General features: G+C 66.2%; 20 protein-coding genes, 1 tRNA gene and 1 pseudogene. 12 read left to right on the plus strand and 10 right to left on the minus strand.

Annotation, left to right across the window (positions count from 1 at the left end; genetic code table 11):
• Positions 1 to 8: 8 nt before the first annotated feature.
• From plsY to AB4Z46_RS13820, 3 genes are read right to left on the minus strand one after another with little or no spacing between them, the layout of a single operon-like run.
• Complete coding sequence (gene plsY, locus AB4Z46_RS13810; protein ID WP_442284067.1) at positions 9 to 638, minus strand: glycerol-3-phosphate 1-O-acyltransferase PlsY; 630 nt, start codon at positions 636 to 638, stop codon at positions 9 to 11.
• Positions 639 to 672: 34 nt separating this feature from the next.
• Entirely contained in the window at positions 673 to 1,164 is a 492-nt protein-coding gene (locus tag AB4Z46_RS13815) for an aminoacyl-tRNA deacylase (protein ID WP_442284068.1), read from the minus strand.
• 4 nt (positions 1,165 to 1,168) lie between these two features.
• A complete protein-coding gene (locus AB4Z46_RS13820; RefSeq protein ID WP_442284069.1) occupies positions 1,169 to 2,230 on the minus strand; it encodes an aldo/keto reductase in 1,062 nt (353 codons plus the stop codon).
• 82 nt (positions 2,231 to 2,312) lie between these two features.
• Here AB4Z46_RS13820 and AB4Z46_RS13825 point away from each other — a divergent pair, with 82 nt between their 5' ends.
• From AB4Z46_RS13825 to AB4Z46_RS13850, 6 genes are all read left to right on the plus strand, one after another.
• Complete coding sequence (locus AB4Z46_RS13825) at positions 2,313 to 3,230, plus strand: alpha/beta fold hydrolase (protein WP_442284070.1); 918 nt, start codon at positions 2,313 to 2,315, stop codon at positions 3,228 to 3,230.
• A 92-nt stretch (positions 3,231 to 3,322) separates the two neighbouring features.
• Positions 3,323 to 4,427, plus strand: a protein-coding gene (prfB, locus tag AB4Z46_RS13830; RefSeq protein ID WP_442284071.1) for a peptide chain release factor 2 whose coding sequence is annotated in 2 segments (ribosomal slippage) — positions 3,323 to 3,403 and positions 3,405 to 4,427 — 1,104 coding nt in all. Because the reading frame shifts where the segments join, the coding sequence is not laid out codon by codon here.
• Complete coding sequence (locus AB4Z46_RS13835) at positions 4,427 to 5,113, plus strand: HAD family hydrolase (RefSeq protein WP_442284072.1); 687 nt, start codon at positions 4,427 to 4,429, stop codon at positions 5,111 to 5,113. The genes prfB and AB4Z46_RS13835 overlap by 1 nt, the downstream gene beginning before the upstream one ends.
• Positions 5,100 to 7,790, plus strand: a complete 2,691-nt coding sequence (gene pepN / locus AB4Z46_RS13840; protein ID WP_442284073.1) for an aminopeptidase N — start codon at positions 5,100 to 5,102, stop codon at positions 7,788 to 7,790. The genes AB4Z46_RS13835 and pepN overlap by 14 nt, the downstream gene beginning before the upstream one ends.
• A 24-nt stretch (positions 7,791 to 7,814) precedes the next feature.
• Positions 7,815 to 8,825, plus strand: a complete 1,011-nt coding sequence (locus AB4Z46_RS13845; RefSeq protein ID WP_442284074.1) for a class 1 fructose-bisphosphatase — start codon at positions 7,815 to 7,817, stop codon at positions 8,823 to 8,825.
• An 11-nt stretch (positions 8,826 to 8,836) separates the two neighbouring features.
• Positions 8,837 to 8,912, plus strand: a tRNA-Thr gene (locus tag AB4Z46_RS13850).
• 108 nt (positions 8,913 to 9,020) lie between these two features.
• Here the strand turns inward: AB4Z46_RS13850 and AB4Z46_RS13855 are convergent.
• Together AB4Z46_RS13855 and AB4Z46_RS13860 are read right to left on the minus strand one after the other, a co-directional pair.
• Entirely contained in the window at positions 9,021 to 9,494 is a 474-nt protein-coding gene (locus AB4Z46_RS13855) for an RES family NAD+ phosphorylase (RefSeq protein WP_442284075.1), read from the minus strand.
• On the minus strand, positions 9,491 to 9,985 hold the full coding sequence (locus AB4Z46_RS13860; protein WP_442284076.1) for an antitoxin Xre/MbcA/ParS toxin-binding domain-containing protein: 495 nt from the start codon (positions 9,983 to 9,985) through the stop codon (positions 9,491 to 9,493). The genes AB4Z46_RS13855 and AB4Z46_RS13860 overlap by 4 nt, the downstream gene beginning before the upstream one ends.
• Positions 9,986 to 10,272: 287 nt before the next feature.
• Between AB4Z46_RS13860 and AB4Z46_RS13865 the strand changes: the two are divergent.
• The 4 genes and pseudogenes from AB4Z46_RS13865 to AB4Z46_RS13880 form a co-directional block, all read left to right on the plus strand.
• A pseudogene (locus AB4Z46_RS13865) lies at positions 10,273 to 10,506 on the plus strand (lysozyme inhibitor LprI family protein); the annotation flags it as partial.
• 180 nt (positions 10,507 to 10,686) lie between these two features.
• Complete coding sequence (locus AB4Z46_RS13870) at positions 10,687 to 11,013, plus strand: hypothetical protein (protein ID WP_442284077.1); 327 nt, start codon at positions 10,687 to 10,689, stop codon at positions 11,011 to 11,013.
• 170 nt (positions 11,014 to 11,183) lie between these two features.
• Positions 11,184 to 12,059: a hypothetical protein gene (locus AB4Z46_RS13875; RefSeq protein ID WP_442284078.1), complete on the plus strand. Its 876-nt coding sequence runs from the start codon at positions 11,184 to 11,186 to the stop codon at positions 12,057 to 12,059.
• On the plus strand, positions 12,056 to 12,712 hold the full coding sequence (locus tag AB4Z46_RS13880; protein ID WP_442284079.1) for a hypothetical protein: 657 nt from the start codon (positions 12,056 to 12,058) through the stop codon (positions 12,710 to 12,712). The genes AB4Z46_RS13875 and AB4Z46_RS13880 overlap by 4 nt, the downstream gene beginning before the upstream one ends.
• A 45-nt stretch (positions 12,713 to 12,757) precedes the next feature.
• Here AB4Z46_RS13880 and AB4Z46_RS13885 read toward each other — a convergent pair whose 3' ends face one another.
• From AB4Z46_RS13885 to AB4Z46_RS13905, 5 genes are all read right to left on the minus strand, one after another.
• Complete coding sequence (locus AB4Z46_RS13885) at positions 12,758 to 13,372, minus strand: GDSL-type esterase/lipase family protein (RefSeq protein ID WP_442284080.1); 615 nt, start codon at positions 13,370 to 13,372, stop codon at positions 12,758 to 12,760.
• Positions 13,373 to 14,181: 809 nt separating this feature from the next.
• Positions 14,182 to 14,703 (minus strand): AAA family ATPase, encoded by a 522-nt coding sequence (locus AB4Z46_RS13890; RefSeq protein ID WP_442284081.1) that lies wholly within the window; start codon positions 14,701 to 14,703, stop codon positions 14,182 to 14,184.
• A gap of 239 nt (positions 14,704 to 14,942) precedes the next feature.
• A complete protein-coding gene (locus AB4Z46_RS13895; RefSeq protein ID WP_442284082.1) occupies positions 14,943 to 16,154 on the minus strand; it encodes an amidohydrolase family protein in 1,212 nt (403 codons plus the stop codon).
• 28 nt (positions 16,155 to 16,182) lie between these two features.
• On the minus strand, positions 16,183 to 17,088 hold the full coding sequence (locus tag AB4Z46_RS13900; protein ID WP_442284083.1) for a LysR family transcriptional regulator: 906 nt from the start codon (positions 17,086 to 17,088) through the stop codon (positions 16,183 to 16,185).
• A 91-nt stretch (positions 17,089 to 17,179) separates the two neighbouring features.
• Entirely contained in the window at positions 17,180 to 17,974 is a 795-nt protein-coding gene (locus tag AB4Z46_RS13905; protein ID WP_442284084.1) for a crotonase/enoyl-CoA hydratase family protein, read from the minus strand.
• A 238-nt stretch (positions 17,975 to 18,212) separates the two neighbouring features.
• Between AB4Z46_RS13905 and AB4Z46_RS13910 the strand changes: the two genes are divergently transcribed.
• Together AB4Z46_RS13910 and AB4Z46_RS13915 are read left to right on the plus strand one after the other, a co-directional pair.
• Positions 18,213 to 19,436, plus strand: coding sequence for a CaiB/BaiF CoA transferase family protein (locus AB4Z46_RS13910; protein ID WP_442284085.1), 1,224 nt, complete (start codon positions 18,213 to 18,215; stop codon positions 19,434 to 19,436).
• A gap of 33 nt (positions 19,437 to 19,469) precedes the next feature.
• On the plus strand, positions 19,470 to 20,441 hold the full coding sequence (locus AB4Z46_RS13915) for a Bug family tripartite tricarboxylate transporter substrate binding protein (RefSeq protein WP_442284190.1): 972 nt from the start codon (positions 19,470 to 19,472) through the stop codon (positions 20,439 to 20,441).
• Positions 20,442 to 20,445 lie beyond the last annotated feature (4 nt).

The following is a 20,445-nucleotide window of genomic DNA, read 5'->3' on the forward strand; positions in this document are numbered from 1 at the left end:
GTTGTTTCCTATTTTTTGGATCCGAGCCTGGACTCGGTGCCGGCGGCAAGCCGGCGGATGTTCTCGCGATGACGCCAGACCAGCAACAGGCTGATCGACACCAGCGCCAGCAGCACCATGAGATCGAGCGGCCAGGCAATCTGGCCGCCGATCAGATAGTAGGCCGGCGCGAAGAAGGCCGCCACGATGGAGGCCAGCGACGAATAGCGGAAGAAGACCGCGATGATCAGCCAAGTGGCGCCGGTCGCCAGGCCCAGCAGCGGGTCGATGCCGAACAGCGCGCCAGCCGCGGTCGCCACGCCCTTGCCACCCTGGAAGCCGAAGAACACCGGATAAAGGTGCCCGAGGAACGCCGCCAGCCCGGCCACCGCCGCAGTGCCGGGGCCCATGTCCCATGCGGCCCCGAACTGCTGGATCAGGAACACCGGCACCCAGCCCTTGAGCGCGTCGAGCAGCAGCGTCGCGAGCGCGGCGCCCTTGTTGCCCGAACGCAGCACGTTGGTGGCGCCCGGGTTCTTGCTGCCGTAGCTGCGCGGGTCGGCCATGCCGAGCGTCTTGCTGACGATCACGGCGAAGGACAGCGATCCCAGCAGGTAGGACAGGACGATCGCGATCAACGAAGGGAAATAGGAACTCACGGCTTCTCCGGGCGCCTCCGTTCGAGGCAACCGGCTATTCTGCCAGCGCGCACTGCACCGGCTTGGCGCCGAGCAGGCTCAGGCACACCTGCGGGTCGATGCCCACCAGATAGCCGCGGCGCCCGCCGTTGATCGCGATGCGCGGCAGCTCGAGGATCGTCGACTCGATGTAGACCGGCATCGCGCGCCGCGTGCCGAAGGGCGAAGTGCCCCCGACCAGGTAGCCGCTGTGCCGGTTCGCGACCTCGGGCTTGCAGGGCTCGACCGACTTGGCGCCGATCTGCCGCGCCAGGTTCTTGGTCGACACCGTGCGGTTGCCGTGCATCAGCACCAGCATCGGCTTGGCGTCCTGGTCCTGCATCACGAGCGTCTTGACCACGGTGAAGGGGTCGAGCCCGAGCACCTCGGCGCTGTGCTGGGCGCCGCCGTGCTCGAGGTACTCGTAGGGATGCTCCGTGAAGGCGATGCCGTTCGCCCGCAGCAGCTGGGTGGCGGGGGTTTCGCTGACGTGGGCCTTCTTGCTCACGGGGTCACCCGGCCGGATCGCGCAATTCCCAGCGGATCTTGTCGATTTCCGCCAGCAGCTCGGGCGACAGCGTGGTGCCCCAGGCGTCGAGATCCTCATCGAGCTGGGCGACCGAGGTCACGCCGATGATGGTGCTCGCCACCTGCCACTTGGTGTAGCAGAAGGCCAGCGCCATCTGCGCGGGCGTGAGCCCATGCTCGCAGGCCAGCGCGTTGTAGCGGCGCGCCGCCTTCAGCGAGTCCGGGCGGCCCCAGCGCTGCTTGCGCACCGATTCGTAGCGCGAGATGCGCGCGCCCTTGGGCGCGTCCGGACCTTCGGTGCCGCTCTGGTCGTACTTGCCGGTCAAGAGGCCGAAGGCCAGCGGCGAATAGGCCAGCAGCGAGACGCCCAGGCGGTGCATGGTTTCGTCCAGGCCGTTTTCGAGCGCACGGCTGATCAGGCAATACACGTTCTGCACGGTCGCGACGCGCGGCAGGCCATGCTGCTCGGCCAGGCGCACGAACTCGTGCACGCCGTAGGGCGTTTCGTTCGACAAGCCGATCGCGCGCACCTTGCCGGCCTTGACCAGCTTGCCGAGCGCTTCGAGCTGGTCGTGGATCGGGGTGATCGAAGTTTCCCGTTTCGGGTCGTAGTAGATCTGGCCGAAGGCCGGCACGTGGCGCTCCGGCCAGTGGATCTGATAGAGGTCGATGACGTCGGTCTTGAGCCGCTTCAGGCTGGCTTCGCAGGAGGCGGCGATGTCGGCCGGCGTCATGCCGCTGCCCTCGCGCACCCAGGGCATGCCGCGCGACGGGCCCGCGACCTTGGTCGCCAGCACGATCTTCTGGCGCGCGCCCGGATGCTTCTCGAACCAGTGGCCGATGATGGTTTCGGTGGCGCCGAAGGTTTCCTTGCGTGCCGGCACCGCGTACATCTCGGCGGTGTCGATGAAGTCGACCCCGCGTTCGAGCGAACGGTCGAGGATGGCGTGGGCGGTGGACTCGTCGACCTGCTCGCCGAAAGTCATGGTGCCGAGGCAGATCGGCGTGACGTGAAGGTCGCTCTGACCCAGTTGGATTTTTTGCATCGGCGAAATGCTACCCGCTGAGGCGAAGGCGTGTCGTGCAGTCGACTGCACGGCCCGGCCGGGGTCCGTATCATCGGACGCGATGTACCAAGCCCTCCGCGCCTCGCGCAGCGAATTCGTCCCCGTCCGCAACCTCAGCTACCACGTGCGCCTGTGGGGCGAGCCCTCCGCCGCCCGGCCGCCGCTGGTGCTGATGCACGGCTGGATGGACGTCGCCGCCTCCTGGCAGTTCGTGGTCGACGCACTGGCCGAGGAGCGCTTTGTGGTCGCGGCGGACTGGCGCGGCTTCGGCCTCACCGAGGGCGGTCGCGTCGACAACTACTGGATGCCCGACTACCTGGCCGACCTCGACTGGCTGCTGGACCACTACGCCGGCGATGTCCCGGTCGATCTGGTCGGCCACAGCATGGGCGGCAACGTGGTCATGCAGTACGCCGGCGTGCGGCCGCAGCGCGTGCGCCGGCTGGTCAACCTCGAAGGCTTCGGCATGCCGGCGCTCAAGCCCGATCAGGCGCCGGAGCGCTTCGGCAAGTGGATCGACGAGCTCAAGCGCCTGCACCGCGGCGAAATGGCGCTGGCCAGCTATTCGGGCGTCGAAGGCGTGGCGCGCCGGCTCATGAAGACCAACCCGCGCCTGACGCAGGACAAGGCCGACTGGCTGGCCGCCCACTGGTCGGCCGGCCGGCCGCACCCCGAGGGCGGCGAACGCTGGGAGATCCTGGGCGATCCGGCGCACAAGATCATCAACGCCAACCTGTTCCGGCTCGACGAGATGCTGGCGCTGTACGCTGCCATCACCGCGCCGCTGCTGGCGGTCGAGGCCTCGGACGACAGCCTGGGCCAATGGTGGAAGGGCCGCTACACGCTGGACGAGTACCACGAGCGGCTGAAGAAAGTGCCCGACGCGCGCATCGCCCGGGTCGAGGACGCCGGCCACATGCTGCACCACGACCAGCCCGCCCGCGTGGCCGGGCTGATCGAGGACTTCCTTTCGTCCTGAAGGCGGCCCGGACCCCTCCCCCCTCTCCGGGACCGGGCCATGCCCGGCATGAGAAAATGCGCGGTTTCCCCCCAACACCGTCAGGACACCCCATGGATGCAGAGCAAATCAACCAAATCGGCGCAACCCTCGCGGACCTGAGCGCCCGCACGGTCGATTTACGGAGGTATCTTTGACTACGATGCCAAAGCCGAACGCCTGAGGACGGTCAACGCGTCGCTCGAAGACCCCAACGTCTGGAACGACCCCAAGAAGGCCCAGGAACTGGGTCGCGAAAAGAAGTCGCTCGACGACGTCGTGGTCACGCTCGACCGGCTCACCAGCGGCCTGTCCGACAACACCGAACTCTTCGAGATGTCGAAGGAGGACGGCGACATGGACGGCCTGCAGGCCATCGCCGATGACGCCGCCAAGCTCGAAGCCGACATCAAGCAGCTCGAATTCCGCCGGATGTTCAACAATCCGGCCGATCCGCTGAACGCCTTCGTCGACATCCAGGCCGGCGCCGGCGGCACCGAAGCCTGCGACTGGGCCAGCATGCTGCTGCGCCAGTACCTGAAGTACGCCGAGCGCAAGGGCTTCAAGACCCAGATCGAGGACGAGACGCCGGGCGACACCGCGGGCATCAAGGGCGCGACCATCAAGGTCGAGGGCGACTACGCCTTCGGCCTGCTGCGCACCGAGACCGGCGTGCACCGGCTGGTTCGCAAATCGCCCTTCGACTCCTCGGGTGGCCGCCACACCAGCTTCGCGAGCATCTTCGTCTACCCGGAAATCGATGATTCGATCGAGATCGACATCAATCCGTCCGACGTGCGCACCGACACCTTCCGCGCCAGCGGCGCCGGCGGCCAGCACATCAACAAGACCGACTCGGCGGTGCGGCTGACGCACATCCCGACCGGCATCGTGGTGCAGTGCCAGGACGGCCGCAGCCAGCACAGCAACCGCGACGTGGCCTGGAAGCGGCTGCGCTCGCGCCTGTACGACCACGAGATGCGCAAGCGTCAGGAAGAACAGCAGAAGCTCGAAGACAGCAAGACCGACGTCGGCTGGGGCCACCAGATCCGCAGCTACGTGCTGGACAACAGCCGCATCAAGGACCTGCGCACCAACGTCGAGATCTCGGCGACGCAGAAGGTGCTCGACGGCGATCTCGATGCCTTCATCGAAGCGTCCTTGAAGCAAGGCGTCTGATGCAGGAATCGACCCGCAAGGTGGAAGCCCTGATCTTCGACATGGACGGCACCATGGTCGACTCCATGCCCTGGCACGCCAAGGCATGGATCGAGTACGGGATCCGCCATGGGGTCGCGATCGACATCCCGAAGTTCATGCGGCAGACCACCGGCCGCACGGCCTTCGAATGCGCCTGCGAGCTGATGGGGCGCGAGGTGACCGAAGCCGAGAGCGCCGAGATCACGCACCGCAAGGAATCGATCTACCGCGAACTCTTCGGCGCGCAGTTCCGCGAGGTGCCGGGCTTCAGCGCCTTCAACCGGGCCGCGGTCGCGCGCGGGCTGAAGGTGGCGGTCGGCACCGCGGGAGACCAGCACAACATCGCCTTCACGATGTCCAACCTGCGGCCCGACCCCGCGCCGCTGGCGATCGTGGGCGGCGACGAGGGGCTGCCGGGCAAGCCGCAGCCGGCGATCTTCCTCGAGGCCGCGCGCCGCATCGGCGTGGCGCCCTCGCGCTGCATCGTCTTCGAGGACGCGCCCTTCGGCATCGAGGCCGCGCGCCGCGGCGGCATGCTCGCGGTGGCGGTCTGCACCACCCACAGCGCCTCCGAACTCGCGGGGCCCCACGTGATCGCGGCCGTGCGCGACTACAACGAACTGAACAACTCAAACTTCCTGGAGACACTCGATGCTGCTGCGTGATGCCCAAGGCCAACCGATCGCGATCCGTCGCGAGGATTACAGCGCGCCGGCCTACTGGATCGACACGGTCGAGCTGACCTTCGACCTCGACCCCGCCAAGACGCGGGTGCTCAACCGCATGCGGCTGCGCCGCAACCCCGAGGTGGCGCCCGAGCCGCTGCGCCTCGACGGCGACGAGCTCAACCTGGCGCGCGTGCTGGTCGACGGCCAGGGCGCCTCGTTCCGCATGGAAGCCGAGCAACTGGTGATCGACAACCTGCCCGACACCTTCGAGCTCGAGATCTTCACCACCTGCTGCCCGGTCAAGAACACCAAGCTCATGGGCCTGTTCGTGAGCGAGGACACCTTCTTCACGCAGTGCGAGGCCGAAGGCTTCCGCCGCATCACCTACTTCCTCGACCGGCCCGACGTGATGGCCAGCTACACGGTGACGCTGCGCGCCGCCAAGGCCGCCTACCCGGTGCTGCTGTCGAACGGCAACCTGGTCGAGCAGGGCGAACTGCCCGAGGGCCGCCACTTCGCCAAGTGGGTCGACCCCTTCCGCAAGCCCAGCTACCTGTTCGCGCTGGTGGCCGGCAAGCTGGTGGCGCGCGAGCAGCGCATCAAGGCGCGCAACGGCCGCGACCATCTGCTGCAGGTGTACGTGCGCGCCGGCGACCTCGACAAGACCGAGCACGCGATGAACTCGCTCGTCAACTCGGTGCTGTGGGACGAAGCCCGCTTCGGCCTGCCGCTGGACCTCGACCGCTTCATGATCGTCGCCACCAGCGACTTCAACATGGGCGCGATGGAGAACAAGGGCCTGAACATCTTCAACACGAAGTACGTCCTGGCCAACCAGGCCACCGCCACCGACGCCGACTACGGCAACATCGAGAGCGTGGTCGGCCACGAGTACTTCCACAACTGGAGCGGCGACCGCGTGACCTGCCGCGACTGGTTCCAGCTCTCGCTCAAGGAAGGCCTCACGGTCTTCCGCGACCAGGAGTTCAGCCAGGACCTGTGCGCCGACGCCTCGGCGCGCGCGGTCAAGCGCATCGAGGACGTGCGCGTGCTGCGCACCGCCCAGTTCCCCGAGGACGCGGGCCCGATGGCGCACCCGGTGCGGCCCGACAGCTACATCGAGATCAGCAACTTCTACACCGTCACCATCTACGAGAAGGGTGCCGAGGTGGTGCGCATGATGCAGACGCTGGTCGGCCGCAAGGGCTTCGAGCGCGGCATCACGCTGTACTTCGAGCGCCACGACGGCCAGGCCGTGACCTGCGACGACTTCGCGCAAGCCATCGCCGATGCCAATCCCGACACCGAACTSGCGCGCCTGCTGCCSCAGTTCAARCGCTGGTACAGCCAGGCCGGCACGCCGCGCCTCGCCACCCATGGCGTCTACGACTCGGCGGCGCGCAGCTACACGCTGAGCTTCGTGCAGAGCTGCGCGCCCACGCCGGGCCAGGCGGCCAAGGATCCGTTCGTGATCCCGGTCAACCTCGGCCTGCTCGGCGCCGATGGCCGTGAACTCCCGCTGCAGCTCGAAGGCGAGGCCGAGGCCACGCAAGGCACGCGCACCCTGGTGCTGACGCGCGCCGGCGAACAGTTCACCTTCGTCAATGTCGACGCCGAGCCGGTGCCCTCGATCCTGCGCGGCTTCAGCGCGCCGGTGATCCTCGACTACGCCTACAGCGACGCCCAGCTGCTGACCCTGCTGGCCAACGACCCGGACCCCTTCAACCGCTGGGAAGCCGGCCAGCGCCTGGCGCTGCGCGCCGCAGTGCGCGCGATCGCCGAGCCGGCCGCGGCCCACGAGCAGCCGCTCGACGCCGCCTTCGTCGACGCGATGCGCAGCGTGCTGCGCCATCCGCAGCTCGATGCCGCGTTCAAGGAACTGGTGCTCACCCTGCCCTCCGAGACCTACATCGCGGAGCAGCTCGACATCGTCGATCCGCAGCGCGTGCATGTGGTGCGCGAGGCGATGCGCGCGCAGCTCGCGACCGCGCTGTTCGCCGACTGGGAACAGGCCTACGAGCAGAACCGCGACACCGGCGCCTACCAGCCCGATCCGGTCTCCTCGGGCCGGCGTGCGCTGGCGGGCATCGCCCTCACCCACCTGTGCCTCGCGGCGCGCGCCTCGGGCGACACCGTGTGGCCCGGCAAGACGCTGCAGCGCTTCAAGGACGCGGGCAACATGACCGACCGCTTCAACGCGCTCAGCGCGCTGGTGTCGTCGGGCCATGCGCTGGCGGCGCAGGCGCTGGCGCGCTTCCACGAGATCTTCAAGGACGAGGCGCTGGTGATCGACAAGTGGTTCTCGCTGCAGGCCGGCGCGCCCGACCGCGGCGGCGACATCCTGCCGCTGGTCAAGCAGCTCATGAAGCACCCGGACTTCTCGATCAAGAACCCGAACCGCGCCCGCAGCGTGATCTTCAGCTACTGCAGCGCCAACCCGGGCGCGCTGCACCGCCCCGACGCGGCCGGCTACGTGTTCTGGAGCGACCGCGTGATCGAGCTCGACGCCATCAATCCGCAGGTCGCGGCCCGCCTGGCGCGCGCGCTCGACCGCTGGAGCAAGCTGGCCGAGCCCTACCGCAGCGCCGCGCGCGAAGCCATCGCCCGCGTCGCCGCCCGGCCCGACCTGAGCAAGGACACGCACGAGGTCGTGACCCGCGCGCTGTCCGACTGACCCCATCAAGGACCCCGATACAACATGGCTCAACAGAAGATATCCCTCACCCGCTACCTGGTCGAACAGCAACGCGCCGACGGCCTGATCCCCGGCCAGCTGCGCCTGTTGCTCGAAGTGGTCGCACGCGCCTGCAAGAGCATCAGCCAGGCGGTCAACAAGGGGGCGCTCGGCGGCGTGCTCGGCACCGCCGAGAGCGAGAACGTGCAGGGCGAGATCCAGAAGAAGCTCGACATCATCGCCAACGAAGTGCTGATCGAGGCCAACGAGTGGGGCGGCCACCTGGCGGCCATGGCCAGCGAGGAGATGGAGAGCATCCACGTCGTGCCCAACCGCTACCCGCAGGGCGAATACCTGCTGCTGTTCGATCCCCTGGACGGCTCCAGCAACATCGACGTCAACGTCAGCATCGGCACCATCTTCAGCGTGCTCAAGAAGCCCGACGACACCCCCGGCGTGCAGGAAGGCGACTTCCTGCAGGCGGGCAACAAGCAGGTGGCGGCCGGCTACTGCATCTACGGCCCGCAGACCACGCTGGTGCTGACCGTGGGCAGCGGCGTCGCGATGTTCACGCTCGACCGCGAACAGGGTTCCTTCATGCTGACGCAGGAGGACATCCAGATCCCTGCCGACACCAAGGAATTCGCGATCAACATGAGCAACATGCGGCACTGGGACGCCCCGGTGAAGCGCTACATCGACGAATGCCTGGCCGGCAAGGAAGGGCCGCGCGGCAAGGACTTCAACATGCGCTGGATCGCCAGCATGGTGGCCGACGTGCACCGCATCCTGATGCGCGGCGGCGTTTTCATGTACCCCTGGGACAAGCGCGAGCCCGAGAAGGCCGGCAAGCTGCGCCTCATGTACGAGGCCAACCCGATGAGCTGGCTGGTCGAGCAGGCCGGCGGCGCCGCCACCAACGGGCGCAAACGCATCCTGGACCTGGAGCCCTCCAAGCTCCATGAACGGGTGGCTGTTGTGTTGGGGTCGAAAAACGAGGTCGAGCGGCTGACGGGCTATCACGATCCGCTATAATCGAAGGCTTAGCCGGTGTAGCTCAGTCGGTAGAGCAGCTCATTCGTAATGAGAAGGTCGGGTGTTCGATTCATCTCTCCGGCACCAAACGGAAGCCCCTGATTCGCAAGAGTCAGGGGCTTTTTGCTTGTCAGGCTCGCATCGCCACTGACACAAGGTCTTCGTTCTCGCTGCTCGGATTCACGGGACCCATTCTCAGGAATCGAACAGCCGATCATCGAACCGGAAGGGGTTGCGCTCGATCGTCACCACGATCGATGCGTACTGCGCGTGATCCGGATTCAGCACAAGGTTCGATTCACCCGGCTCGACCGCCGACGGCACCCACAGACCGAGCGAGGCGGCCGATGTGCGCCAGCCAACGCCCTCGCCTTGCGTCCACGCCTCGTTTTCGCGCCAGTTCGCGGGCAAGCCCCGCGTGCGGATGTCCAGCAGCGTCGCGTCGTCGGGCAGGTCCAGGCGCAGCATCGCCTGATTTCTCGGCTGCACGCCGTTGCAGTGCACGCGCTTTTCAAGCTGGCACAGCGCCCGGCTGGCGCCGGCATAGACCACCGGCAGACCATCGGGCGACGCCCTGTGCCAGCGTCCCGCTTCCAACGTCGAACCGAACGGGAGGCTTGCGAGCGTCAGGCCCTTGGTGCTGCCGATGCGCCATACCGAAAGCGTCAAACGACGCCTCCGTATTCGATCGCGTTGAGGATCGCGCGCACCTTCGCGCCGCCGAATTCGTTGGTGGCGTATTCGACCGGCGCCTTGCCGCCGAGCAGATCATGCGGCTTCGTCATCCACGCCGTGCCTTCTTCTCCGAACACTTCGGCAGCACGCACGAACAGGTCGCTTTGGCGCAGCATGCGTTCAGTCACGGCAGCGTCCAGCGTCGTGTCGGGCTTGGCCCGCGACAGCGTGGATGAACTGAGCTGCAGCGCCGTGAACAGGTCTTTCCTGCGTTCGAGCCCAGTCGCCGCAAACCAGAGATCGACGGACTTGACCGGCAGGTTCTTCGATGCCCACTGCGCGGCCAGGTCCCGGTTCAACATCGGCGAATGATGATGCGCGGCCATCATGACGAAGATGTGCTGCGTCTTCTTCGGGTCTGCCTTGCGCGGCTTGATGTGCGACACGAACGCGCGCTGGAACACGCCATCGATCGCCGCAGCCATGACGCGTGCCGTGTCAGCCGGCGGCGGCGGGGGCAATGCAGGTTTTGCGGCTTCCTGCGGCCTGGCGTCTGATTTCATCCTTCAACACTAGCACACTTGCAAATGCAACGTTGTCGTATTGCATTTGCAATGACCATCGGTGGCGCCGAGTTTGATACATTTGGATACTTTTTTGCAACCCTATGGAGAACCCATGTCCTTGAAGTCCGTCGTCGTACTCACTATCGCGCTCGCCGCAAACATCGCCGCCGACCGCAGCGCCGCGCGCGTGTGAACAGGAAGGACAGTGGGCATGCGCGGGAGAAGACGCTGCGAGGGCGGACAAGGCACTCAATGTCGCCTACAAGCAGGCGATGGCGCGGCTCGACGCGGACGGCAAGATCAAATTGCGCAACGAGCAGCGCGCGTGGATCAAGCGCCGCGACAAGGAATGCTCGGCAAACGCGATCAACCAAGGTCAGATTCTTGGCTGCGAACAGGACTTGACGATCACGCGTACCGCCGAAATCCAGCGCTACTAGCTGGAACGCGCATTGGGGCCCATGCGTCATGCGTCATACGTCGACAATCGGCCAATAGTGACGCTCACTTGCAATTTTCAAAATCAACTCTTACGGATCGACATGGCTCCGGTGGGAACTTCCAGCCGATGATCGAAATCCCATACGGCTTCCACGCCTAGGCCAAGGATTCGAATAAGAATGAATCGCTACCAATCCAAAAAATTGCTCAAGTCGATTTTCGAGAATTTGAAAAACTTGATGCTATGTGTCTTGTTGATCGCCGGAGGGATTTTTGAGCATTCCAATTCGACGGCATTGACGGGCTGGGTCGCCATAGATCGGTCTCTGGGCAGCGGATTGATAATTGCCGGATTTTTGCTCGCCGCACTGAATTTAAGGGAGGGCTTGTCGCAATTGGCGAGGCTGCCATTTCGCAGGACTTCTACGACGCTTCTGTCCTGTGTCTACGCACTCGGATCCGCGCGGCTCATCATGGTAATGACTGCTTTTCGGTCGATAAACTGAGGCGCTCACGCCGCATGGCATCCAAGACATCGGTTCGCAGCCGGTGTCAGTCCCATCTGGCGGCTTTTTGTCTAGGCGTTCGAACCCCTTGCGAACCCTCATCGCTATCCGATAGATTCGGGGATACAAATTGATACGAGGCCCTCGGCTTCGAACGAGGAGATCCCCGAATGATGCGGATGTTGATGGTGCTGGCAGCACTCTCGCTCGGCGCGTGCGCGCCATTCCACAAGCAGTTGACCCAGGAAGACAGGGCCAGGATCCAGGAGGTGGACGTGCGCGTCGTCGTGGCGCAGGAGAGCTTCATGTTCAGCGCCCAGAGTCCCGGTGTCAGCGCGGCGGCGGGCGGCGGTCTCATCCCGGCGTTGATCGACGCCTCGGTCCAGCAGTCGCGTCAGAAGGCGATGGCCGGCGAGATCCAGGCGACGGTCGGGCCACTGCTCGACTACGACTTCCGCGTCGAGGCCGGGCGGGCCGTCAAGGCGTTGAATCACGAGGCGATGCCGCTGAAGGTGCGCTCGGTCGAGGTGCTCGCAGGCATGCCCACCAAGGCCGAGCACGAGGCGCGCATTGCGGCGACGCGCTCCGGCCCCGCCTACATGGTGCTCCTGCTGCACTACGCGATCGAACCCGGCCTGAGCGCCTTCACCACGCGCACGACCGTCAGCCTCTGGCAAGAGGGCCGCACCGAGCAGAGTTACCGCGCGGCGGCCATCTACCAGGCGCCGCTCGAAGGCGGACAGCGAACCGATGTGATCAAGCGCTTGACGGCTGACGACGGCAAGGTGCTGCGCGGCCTCATGCGCGAATCGGTCACCGAATCGTTGCGCATGGTCGCATTGGACATCGGACCGGCGGGCAAGGCCAATGCCGGCACTGCCGTTCCGGCGCCGCCCGCTGCGACGCCAGCCAGCAAGTCCGTCAAGTTCAACTTCAATGGCGCATGGATGCCCTTGACCGGCGCGAGCATCGAGGACGAGGCTGCACGCACGGTGCTGCGCGATCCGGCGGGCGCCCTCTATTCCCTCAGGAGCAGCGCGCAATGAAGCAACTCGCCCTCAGCATTGCCGCGTTCGCCTGCCTGGCGCCAGGCCTGGCCTTGGCGCTCACCGACACCGAGCCGCTCACGATGGTCTATGAGGAGGCGCCCGCACCCGCGGCACGACCCAACGGCCCGCCGCCGCAACAGCGCATGGCGATGGTGCAGGCTTGCACGATGTACCTGCCGAAGATCGCGGACGCTCGCACGAACCCCTCGTACGCGGGCAACTCGACCTTCATCCTGGCGTCGATGGGTGCTTCGCCACTGTTCGTTCAGTCGGCAAAGAGCGGCGACGGGGTCGCCTGGACGCGCGGTGCGTTGACGTCGTCTTTCCAGAGCTATGGTTTTCGCGTGGCTGAAGGCGCGCCAGCCACCGCAGAGGAGCCGCGCAAGGTGGCGGCGAACGTCGGCCTGCGGCTCGCGCACGCCTGGTCGGCCGGGTTGAACCTGGTCTCGCACGTGGTGCTCAACGTGAGCTACGCAACGCCCGGCGGCGAGATCACGCGCCAGTACCACGGCATGGGCACGCGCATCAACTGGAACGGCGGCAACGGCGAGTTCATGGCGGTTCTCAATCTCGGCATGGACGAGGCACTGCGCAGCTTCGCAACCGACGCGGCGCTGCTCTGCGACGGAAAGGCCATCGATCCATCCTGAGCGACCTGCTCGCGGGCGGATTCGATACGGCGCGGCGGCTCCTCCTCAGCGCCAGCCAGCCGCCTTGAGCCTGTCGGCCAGTTGCTGCGCCACGACCGCATAGCCTTGCGCATTCGCATGAATGCGGTCCGATCGCAGAGCCGGATCCGAGAGAACGGTGGCGTACACGTCCGGAATCAGAAGCGCCTTTTCGGCCTTCGCAACCACTTCGTAGAACCCGGCATCGCTGAGTGATCCGACCGTCGCGCGCAGCGGGTCGGGTGCAGGCGTCGCGATCAAGGCCACGCGAGGCGTGTGCGCCAGCGCCGTGCGCACGATGGCTGCCAGATTGTCCTTGGTGGTCTGCTGCGACATGCCGCGCAGCATGTCGTTCCCGCCGATGCCGACCAGCACCGCGTCGTAGCTGTTCGCCGCCAGCAATGCCTCCAGTCGCTGCAACGCACCGGCCGAGGTGTCGCCATTGACGCCTTCGTTGTCGACCCGCCAGCCGGTCAATTGCGCCAATCGCGTGGGCCAGGCCTCCTCGGGCGTAGCGCCATAGCCGACGGTCAAGCTGTCTCCCAGCGCCAGCACACGCGCATCGGATCCCAGCGCCGCAACGGACGGGCCGCGCTTGCCGCAGGCCACGAGCGCCACGGCCGATTGCAAGCCGGCCAGCATCAGAAGGTGTCGTCGATTCATTTCAGAACGTCAAGGAATTCGCCGCGTCGGAGCCATCTGGGTTGCGGCAGTCAAGGCATCCGCCATTGGATCGGCGGGAGGCTCGTCCTGCGAACCATACATGGCGCGATCGTCCAATACCCTTCGGGTGACCCCAGGAAATTTCCGGGCTTTCCCATTCAAGGAGCCTTTCGATGCAGGTGCGCGTCAATGGTGTCGCCCCTTCCCTTCCGCCCGAATGGCGCGACGAATCGCTACTCGTCCGGCGCCCCAAACTGCCGCCTGGGCATGACGGGCAAGTCGACTTGCCGTCGCATCAATGGGTGGGAGCGAGCCCAGTCACCTGCCAGGCCCCGTCGGGCTGACCCTTGCTCCTGCAGAAGACATAGCTGCCGGAGTTCTGCAACGCTCTGTGTCGGTTCTCGATTCGGGCCAATCTGCAGCTTTTCCTGCCTTCAGGGTCCTTGGCGGGCGTGACATTTCCGCTGCTGGAAGTGCGAGGGTTCTCCCATGTGACCACCACACCGTCCGCGCCAGTGTCGAGAGCACGGTGAACCGTTTTGGTCATCAAGTCGACATCGGCGTCGTTGAATCGGGTGATTGGGGTATCACGCATCGCGTTGAAGAGACTCAACGGCCTCGCTCCCGCTGAAACCGTGGCAAGCATGGCTATGGCTAGCGCGAGCAATCTGGCCCTTCGGAACGCTCTCATGTTCGAGTCCTCAGTTGAGCGGCGTGAAACCGGACAAATTCTATCGGGAGGTGGGCGGGCGTAGACCTCCAAGCGCCATGCACAACATTGTTGGCACTCAACCATAGCGAACGACGTTGTAACCCTCCTCCGCCGTTGGCGCCACGAAGTGACTGGTGATCTGGTCGAACTGCGCATCCGTTGTTTCAAAGGGGTGCTCTCCTGAGAGATTGCGAGCACGCAAGCGCGCTTTGCAAATCTCGTCGGGAACATCCAGGTAGTGCAGGCGATGGGCGGCTCCAGCTTTCTCGAAAACGCCGCGTGCCCAGCCTCTTGTGGCGATGGTGTTCGAGGGGAAATCGAGCACAACCGACGTGCCGGCTACGAGAAGTGCCTCGATGTGGCCAGCCATCGCTTCACGCAACCTGCCGGCACAGCGAACGTAGTCCGCGATGGCATGAATCTCGTTCGGGTAAAGACGCGCGAGCCAATCGTCCTCGCTGATGAGAACCGTCTTCGGCTCTGACGCGAGACGTTGGGTGAGCGTCGACTTTCCAGCCCCGATCTTTCCGCAGACCATGTGAAGCATCGCGGGTGCGGAGGCCGCCCTGACTGATTGCCTCGTTTCAAATGCGCGCATTCCAATCTCCTGTGACACTGAAAGCCCCGGGAGACAGAAAAAAACCCGCCTCGTGGGGCGGGTTGCTCAGGGCTACTCAGGCCGCGCGCTAACCCACCATCCTTTGGATGATGCGAATAATCGACGCGATGTGCGAGTAGGCCATGGTGTGCAAGGATAGCCGCTGTCAGCGCTCTTGGGAACCTCGCACGGCTGTTGCCTGAATCCCGCAGTCGCGTGCCGACCGGCGCCTGTCGCCGTCAGGCCGGCACCGCGTGCGGCAGCAGGACGTTGTCGCGCGCAACGATGCGGCCGCCGGCCACGACCAGGCGACGCTGCGGCCGTGCGACGACCGCCTGCGCCACGGTCTGCGCCTGCACCAGCACCAGGTCGGCGCGGTCGCCCGCGGCGAGGCCATAGGAGGCGAAGCCGCAGCCGCGCGCGCCGGCGTGGGTGACGCAGTCGAGCGCGATGTCGAGCTCGTCGTCGCGGCGCAGGTTGTAGCGCATGCCGATCAGCATCGCGCGCTCCAGCATGTCGGGGCTGCCGTAGGGCGACCAGGTGTCGCGGATGCCGTCGTTGCCGCCCAGCACCGTCACGCCGGCCTGGCGGCAGGCCAACAAGGGCGGCACGTTGCGCGAAGGGGGCGCGCTGGTGATCAGCGCCACGTCCAGCTTCGCCATTCGCGCCAGCAGCAGGTCGCGCTCGCGCTCGGGCAGTTCGCCCAGGCAGAAGCCGTGGCTGATCGCGACCCGGCCGTGCATGCCGAGCGCAGCCGCGCGATCCAGGATCAGTTCCAGCGAGAAGGCCCCCATCGGGCCCGGCTCGTGCAGGTGGATGTCGAGCGGACAGCCGCGGCGCTCGGCGATGCCGAACAGCGTGTCGAGCGAGCGCACCGGGTCGCCGTCGATCGCGCAGGGGTCGAGGCCGCCCAGCACATCGGCACCCCGCGCCATCGCGTCGTCGAGCAGCTCGGCCGTGCCCGGCCGCCGCAGCAGGCCCGACTGCGGAAAGGCGACGATCTGGATCTGCTGCAGGTCCTCGAGCGTGCTGCGCGTGCGCATCACGCCGTCGAGGTGGCGCAGGCCGGCCTGGGTGTCGACATCGACGTGGGTGCGCAGCCGGGTCGTCCCGAGCGCAAGGAAGTCCTTGGCCAGCGCCAGCGACTGGGCCGCCGCGTCATGGCGGCTGGCCTCGCGGAAGGCGCGCTCGTTGTCGATCTTGTCGATGAGCCGGGTGCCGACCTCGTTGCGGTACCAGTCCATGCCCCACAGGGTCTTGTCCAGGTGGGTGTGGCCTTCGACCAGGCCCGGCAGCAGCAGCGCGCCGCCGCCTTCCTCCACGACGCAGCCGGCGGGCGCGGGCAGCGCGACGCCTGCCGCTGCGATGCGGTCGCCTGTCACCAGCAGGTCGACGGGCGCCGCTCCCAGCGGGCGCACGTTGCGCAGAAGGAGCGAATCGGAGAAGGACATGAGAGAGGCCTCGAAGGACGACCGGCGGCTACCCCGCCTGGCCCAATGGAAACTCGCGCGCCGCCAAGGCCCGGAACCGGCCGGCGGCCGGACTCTCGGTATCGGCCATGTAGGCGAGGGAGAGCCCGATCGAGGCCGTGGCCGGAAAGTCCACGAAAGGGCGGTAGACGATCTTCTCGCTCACATAGCGCTGCATCACCGACGGCACCAGCGCCACGCCCAGCCCGCTCTCGACCAGTGCGAGCACCGTCTGCACCTGGATGGCCTGCTGCGTCACGCGCGGAATGAAGCCGGCCTGCTGGCACGCGAGCATGGCCGTGCCGTGAAGGCCCGAGGCCTGGCCGGCGGCATACATGACGAAGGATTCGCCGGCCATGTCCGACAGCTTGAGCATGCCCTTGCTGGCCAGTGCATTGCCGCGCGGCAGCGCCGCCACGTACTCCTCGCGCTCCAGCTGGAGCAGCGTGGCCCGGGTCGGTTGCAGCAGCGGCACGCGCACGAGCCCGATGTCGAGCGTCTTGTCTTCGAGCTGCTGCAGGATGCTGACCGACGTCGCTTCGCGCAGGATCAGTTCGACGCCGGGGTACTCGGCACGAAACAGCGGCAGCAGCTTCTGCAGCATGCCGTAGGTGGTGGAGCCGACAAAGCCGATCTGCAGCACGCCGCCCGTTCCCGCCAGCGTGCTCATCGCGGTTTCGCGCAGCTGGTTGCCGTGGAAGAGCAGCTTGCGCGCTTCGATCAGCACCGCCTGCCCGCTGGGCGTGAGCTGGACGCCGGTGGACTCGCGGGTGAACAGCCTGGTGCCGAGCTCGGCTTCGAGTTTCTGGATCGAGACCGTCAGCGGCGGCTGCGCCATGTGCAGGCGCTCGGCCGCGCGACGGAAGTTCAGCGTCTCGGCAAGAACGACAAAGTGGCGGATGCGTCGCAGGTCCATGGGCTTGGCTGAATCACTGGCGTCGAGCATAACGGAGCCCCTGCCCCTTGCTGCCCGTGCTGCCCGTGCCGTGCCCGCGAGCCCGCTCACATCACCCCTTGAAGACAGCCGGGCGCTTGGCCAGGAAGGCGTCCACGGCCTCCTTGTGGTCGGCGGTCTGGTGCGACATCGCCTGGAAGGCCGCGGCCATTTCGAGCAAGGTGTCGAGCCGCGTGTGCATGGCCTCGCGCAGCAGCCGCTTGGTCAGGCGCACGGCATGCGGCGGGTTGGCCGCGATGCGCTGGGCCAGCGCATTGGCGGTGGCGAGCAGCTGGTCGGCCGGCACCACGCGCGAGACCAGCCCCCAGCTGACCGCCAGCTCCGCGTCGATCACCTCGCCGGTGAACGACATCTCCGAGGCGCGCGACATGCCGACGATGCGCGGCAGCAGCCAGGCGCCGCCGTCGCCGGGAATGATCCCGAGCTTGACGAAGCTCTCGGCGAACTTGGCGTGCTGCGACGCGATGCGGACGTCGCACATGCAGGCCAGGTCCAGCCCCGCGCCGATGGCCGCGCCATTCACGGCGGCAATGATCGGCACCTCGAGATTGAACAGCGCCAGCGGCAGCTTCTGGATGCCGGTGCGGTACTCCTGCCGGATCTGCATGCCCGAGACCTCACCCGACGCCTGCCGCTCCATGTCGCGGATGTCGCCGCCCGAAGAAAAGGCCGTGCCCGCGCCGGTCAGGATCACCGCGCGCACGCTGCGATCGTTGTGGATGCGGTCGATCGCGGCCAGGAAGTCCGGCACGGCCGTGTTGCCCGTGAGCGGGTTGCGCCGGCCAGGTTCGTTCATCGTCAGCGTGACGACATGGTCTTGCTGCTCGTACAAGAGAAAGTCTGGCATCGCGGAGGGCCTCTTCAAGGTGTTGGACAGGCGGCCAGCGTAGGGCATCACCTTTTTTTCGTCCAATATCGAATTCGATAATCCCAATACCTCATCGGTATCAGCAGCGGATATCTGATCGCCTTCGCTCATCATTCTCTTCGATACCGATCATGTATCGCTTTTCAAGAATTTAATATTGGACTGAGCGTGTAGCGTCATCCTATCCTCAAGCCATCGACACAGGCAGGAAGCACACATGAAGACGGCATTGGGGCACCTCAAGGTGCTCGACCTGACCCGCATCCTCGCGGGCCCGTGGGCCACCCAGAACCTCGCCGACATGGGGGCCGAGGTGATCAAGATCGAGCGCCCCGGCGTGGGCGACGACACCCGCTACTGGGGCCCTCCCTTCCTCAAGGACGCCGAGGGCCGCGAGACCCGCGACTCCTCCTACTTCCTGAGCGCGAATCGCGGCAAGCAGTCGGTCACGGTCGACCTGGCGAAGCCCGAGGGACAGGAGATCATTCGCCAGCTCGCGCGCGACGCCGACATCCTGGTCGAGAACTACAAGGTCGGCACGCTCGCGCGCTACGGCCTGGCGTATGAAGACCTGCGCAAGATCAACCCGCGCCTGGTGTACTGCTCGGTCACGGGCTTTGGCCAGGATGGCCCGTATGCGGCGCTGCCGGGCTACGACTACGTGTTCCAGGGCATGGGCGGGCTCATGAGCATCACCGGCGTGCCCGACGGCGAGCCCGGCGCCGCCCCCATGAAGAGCGGCATCGCGATCAGCGACCTGCTGACCGGCATGTACGCCACCTCCGCCATCCTCGCGGCCATCGAGCACCGGCGCGTGAGCGGCGAAGGGCAGTACATCGACATGTCGCTGCTGGACTGCATCGTGACGATCAACTCGTACCAGGCGATCAACTACTTCCTGTCGGGAAAGATCCCTCAGCGCATGGGCAACGCGCACTCGAACATGGTTCCCTACCAGGTCTTCCGCTGCAAGGAAGGCGACATCATCATCGCGGTGGGCAACGACGCGCAGTACGCCGCCTTCTGCAAGGCGATCGACCGCCCCGCACTGGCCGAAGACCCGCTGTACAGCACCACGGCGCAACGCAACCGCAACCGCGAAACGCTGATCCCGCAGGTCGCCGAGGCGATGCTGGCGCGCACCATGGAAGACTGGGTTGCGTTGCTCGAAGCCCGCAACGTGCCTTGCGGCCCGATCCACAACATGAAGCAGGTGTTCGAGGACCCGCAGGTCACGCACCGCGAGATGCAGCTGTCGCTGCCGCACAGCGCCGGCGTCCAGGCGCCGAGCGTGGCCAACCCGATCCGCCTGTCGGAAACGCCGATCCGCTATACGCGCTCGGCGCCCACGCTAGGCGAGCACAACAGCACCGTGCTGGGCGGCCGGCTCGGGCTGTCGGACGAACGCATGGCCGAACTGAAAGCCATGGGCGTCGTGTAAGCGCGCGCCCTTTCCTACCCTGACGGAGACAAGATCATGAAGTTCACACCCATTCGCACGGCGGTCCTCGCCTCGCTGCTGCTCGTCGCCGGCTTCGCGGCCCAGGCGCAGCAGAAGACGCCGATCCGCTTCCTGGTCCCCTACCCGGCCGGCGGCGCCGCCGACCAGATCACCCGGCTGGTGGCGCAGGACGCGTCGGTCATCCTCGGCGCGCCGATCATCGTCGACAACAAGGCCGGGGCCGCAGGCATGATCGCGGGCGACCTGGCGGCGCGCTCCGAGCCCGACGGCAAGACCTTCTTCGTCGGCTCGAACGCGCCGCTGGTGATCAACGCCGCGCTCTACGCCAAGATGCCCTACGACCCGGAGAAGTCTTTCGTTCCGGTGTCGGGCATGGGCAAGTCGCCCCTGCTGCTGGTGACGCGCAAGGACCTGAACGTCAAGAACGTCGCCGAGCTGATCGCGCTGGGCAAGAAGGACCCGGGCAAGCTGACCATGGGTTCGGCCAGCAGCGGCAACATCACGCACCTGGYGGGCGAATACGCGAGCTCGCTGATGGGCTTCAAGGTCACGCACGTCCCGTTCACCGGCAGCGCGCCGGCCATCATGAGCATGATGGGGAACAACGTCGACATCATGTTCGACGCCCTGCCCTCGTCGATGCAGCAGGCCAAGGCCGGCAAGATCCATCCGCTGGCGATTCTCGACAGCGTGCGCTTCCCGCAACTGCCGAACGTTCCCACGCTGAAGGAAGCGGGCTACCCGAATGCGGAGGCCAGTGCCTGGTTCGGCGTGGTGGCGCCGGCGAACACGCCCGCGGCCATCGTCAACGAAATGAACAAGGCCATCAACGAGGCGCTCAAGAAGCCCGAGCTGATCGAGAAGCTCCAGGCCATCGGCGCGCAGCCGATGCCCGGATCGCCGGAGGTCTTCGGCAAGTTCATCGCCGACGAGCGCGCGCGCTGGATTCCGCTGGCCAAGTCGCTGGGCGTGAAGGCGGACTGACACC

Origin of the sequence: Variovorax sp. M-6, assembly GCF_052114385.1 — a bacterium.
GTDB lineage: Bacteria > Pseudomonadota > Gammaproteobacteria > Burkholderiales > Burkholderiaceae_C > Variovorax.

Excerpts from the sequence above, each read along its gene's own strand:
- AB4Z46_RS13880 (WP_442284079.1), top strand. The coding sequence starts at position 12,056 with ATGAAGCAACTCGCCCTCAGCATTGCCGCGTTCGCCTGCCTGGCGCCA.
- AB4Z46_RS13845 (WP_442284074.1), top strand. The coding sequence starts at position 7,815 with ATGGCTCAACAGAAGATATCCCTCACCCGCTACCTGGTCGAACAGCAA.
- AB4Z46_RS13905 (WP_442284084.1), bottom strand. The coding sequence starts at position 17,974 with ATGCCAGACTTTCTCTTGTACGAGCAGCAAGACCATGTCGTCACGCTG.
- AB4Z46_RS13875 (WP_442284078.1), top strand. The coding sequence starts at position 11,184 with ATGATGCGGATGTTGATGGTGCTGGCAGCACTCTCGCTCGGCGCGTGC.
- AB4Z46_RS13885 (WP_442284080.1), bottom strand. The coding sequence starts at position 13,372 with ATGCTGGCCGGCTTGCAATCGGCCGTGGCGCTCGTGGCCTGCGGCAAG.
- AB4Z46_RS13890 (WP_442284081.1), bottom strand. The coding sequence starts at position 14,703 with ATGCGCGCATTTGAAACGAGGCAATCAGTCAGGGCGGCCTCCGCACCC.
- AB4Z46_RS13900 (WP_442284083.1), bottom strand. The coding sequence starts at position 17,088 with ATGGACCTGCGACGCATCCGCCACTTTGTCGTTCTTGCCGAGACGCTG.
- AB4Z46_RS13870 (WP_442284077.1), top strand. The coding sequence starts at position 10,687 with ATGAATCGCTACCAATCCAAAAAATTGCTCAAGTCGATTTTCGAGAAT.
- AB4Z46_RS13860 (WP_442284076.1), bottom strand. The coding sequence starts at position 9,985 with ATGGCTGCGGCGATCGATGGCGTGTTCCAGCGCGCGTTCGTGTCGCAC.
- AB4Z46_RS13825 (WP_442284070.1), top strand. The coding sequence starts at position 2,313 with ATGTACCAAGCCCTCCGCGCCTCGCGCAGCGAATTCGTCCCCGTCCGC.
- AB4Z46_RS13835 (WP_442284072.1), top strand. The coding sequence starts at position 4,427 with ATGCAGGAATCGACCCGCAAGGTGGAAGCCCTGATCTTCGACATGGAC.
- AB4Z46_RS13910 (WP_442284085.1), top strand. The coding sequence starts at position 18,213 with ATGAAGACGGCATTGGGGCACCTCAAGGTGCTCGACCTGACCCGCATC.
- AB4Z46_RS13820 (WP_442284069.1), bottom strand. The coding sequence starts at position 2,230 with ATGCAAAAAATCCAACTGGGTCAGAGCGACCTTCACGTCACGCCGATC.
- AB4Z46_RS13895 (WP_442284082.1), bottom strand. The coding sequence starts at position 16,154 with ATGTCCTTCTCCGATTCGCTCCTTCTGCGCAACGTGCGCCCGCTGGGA.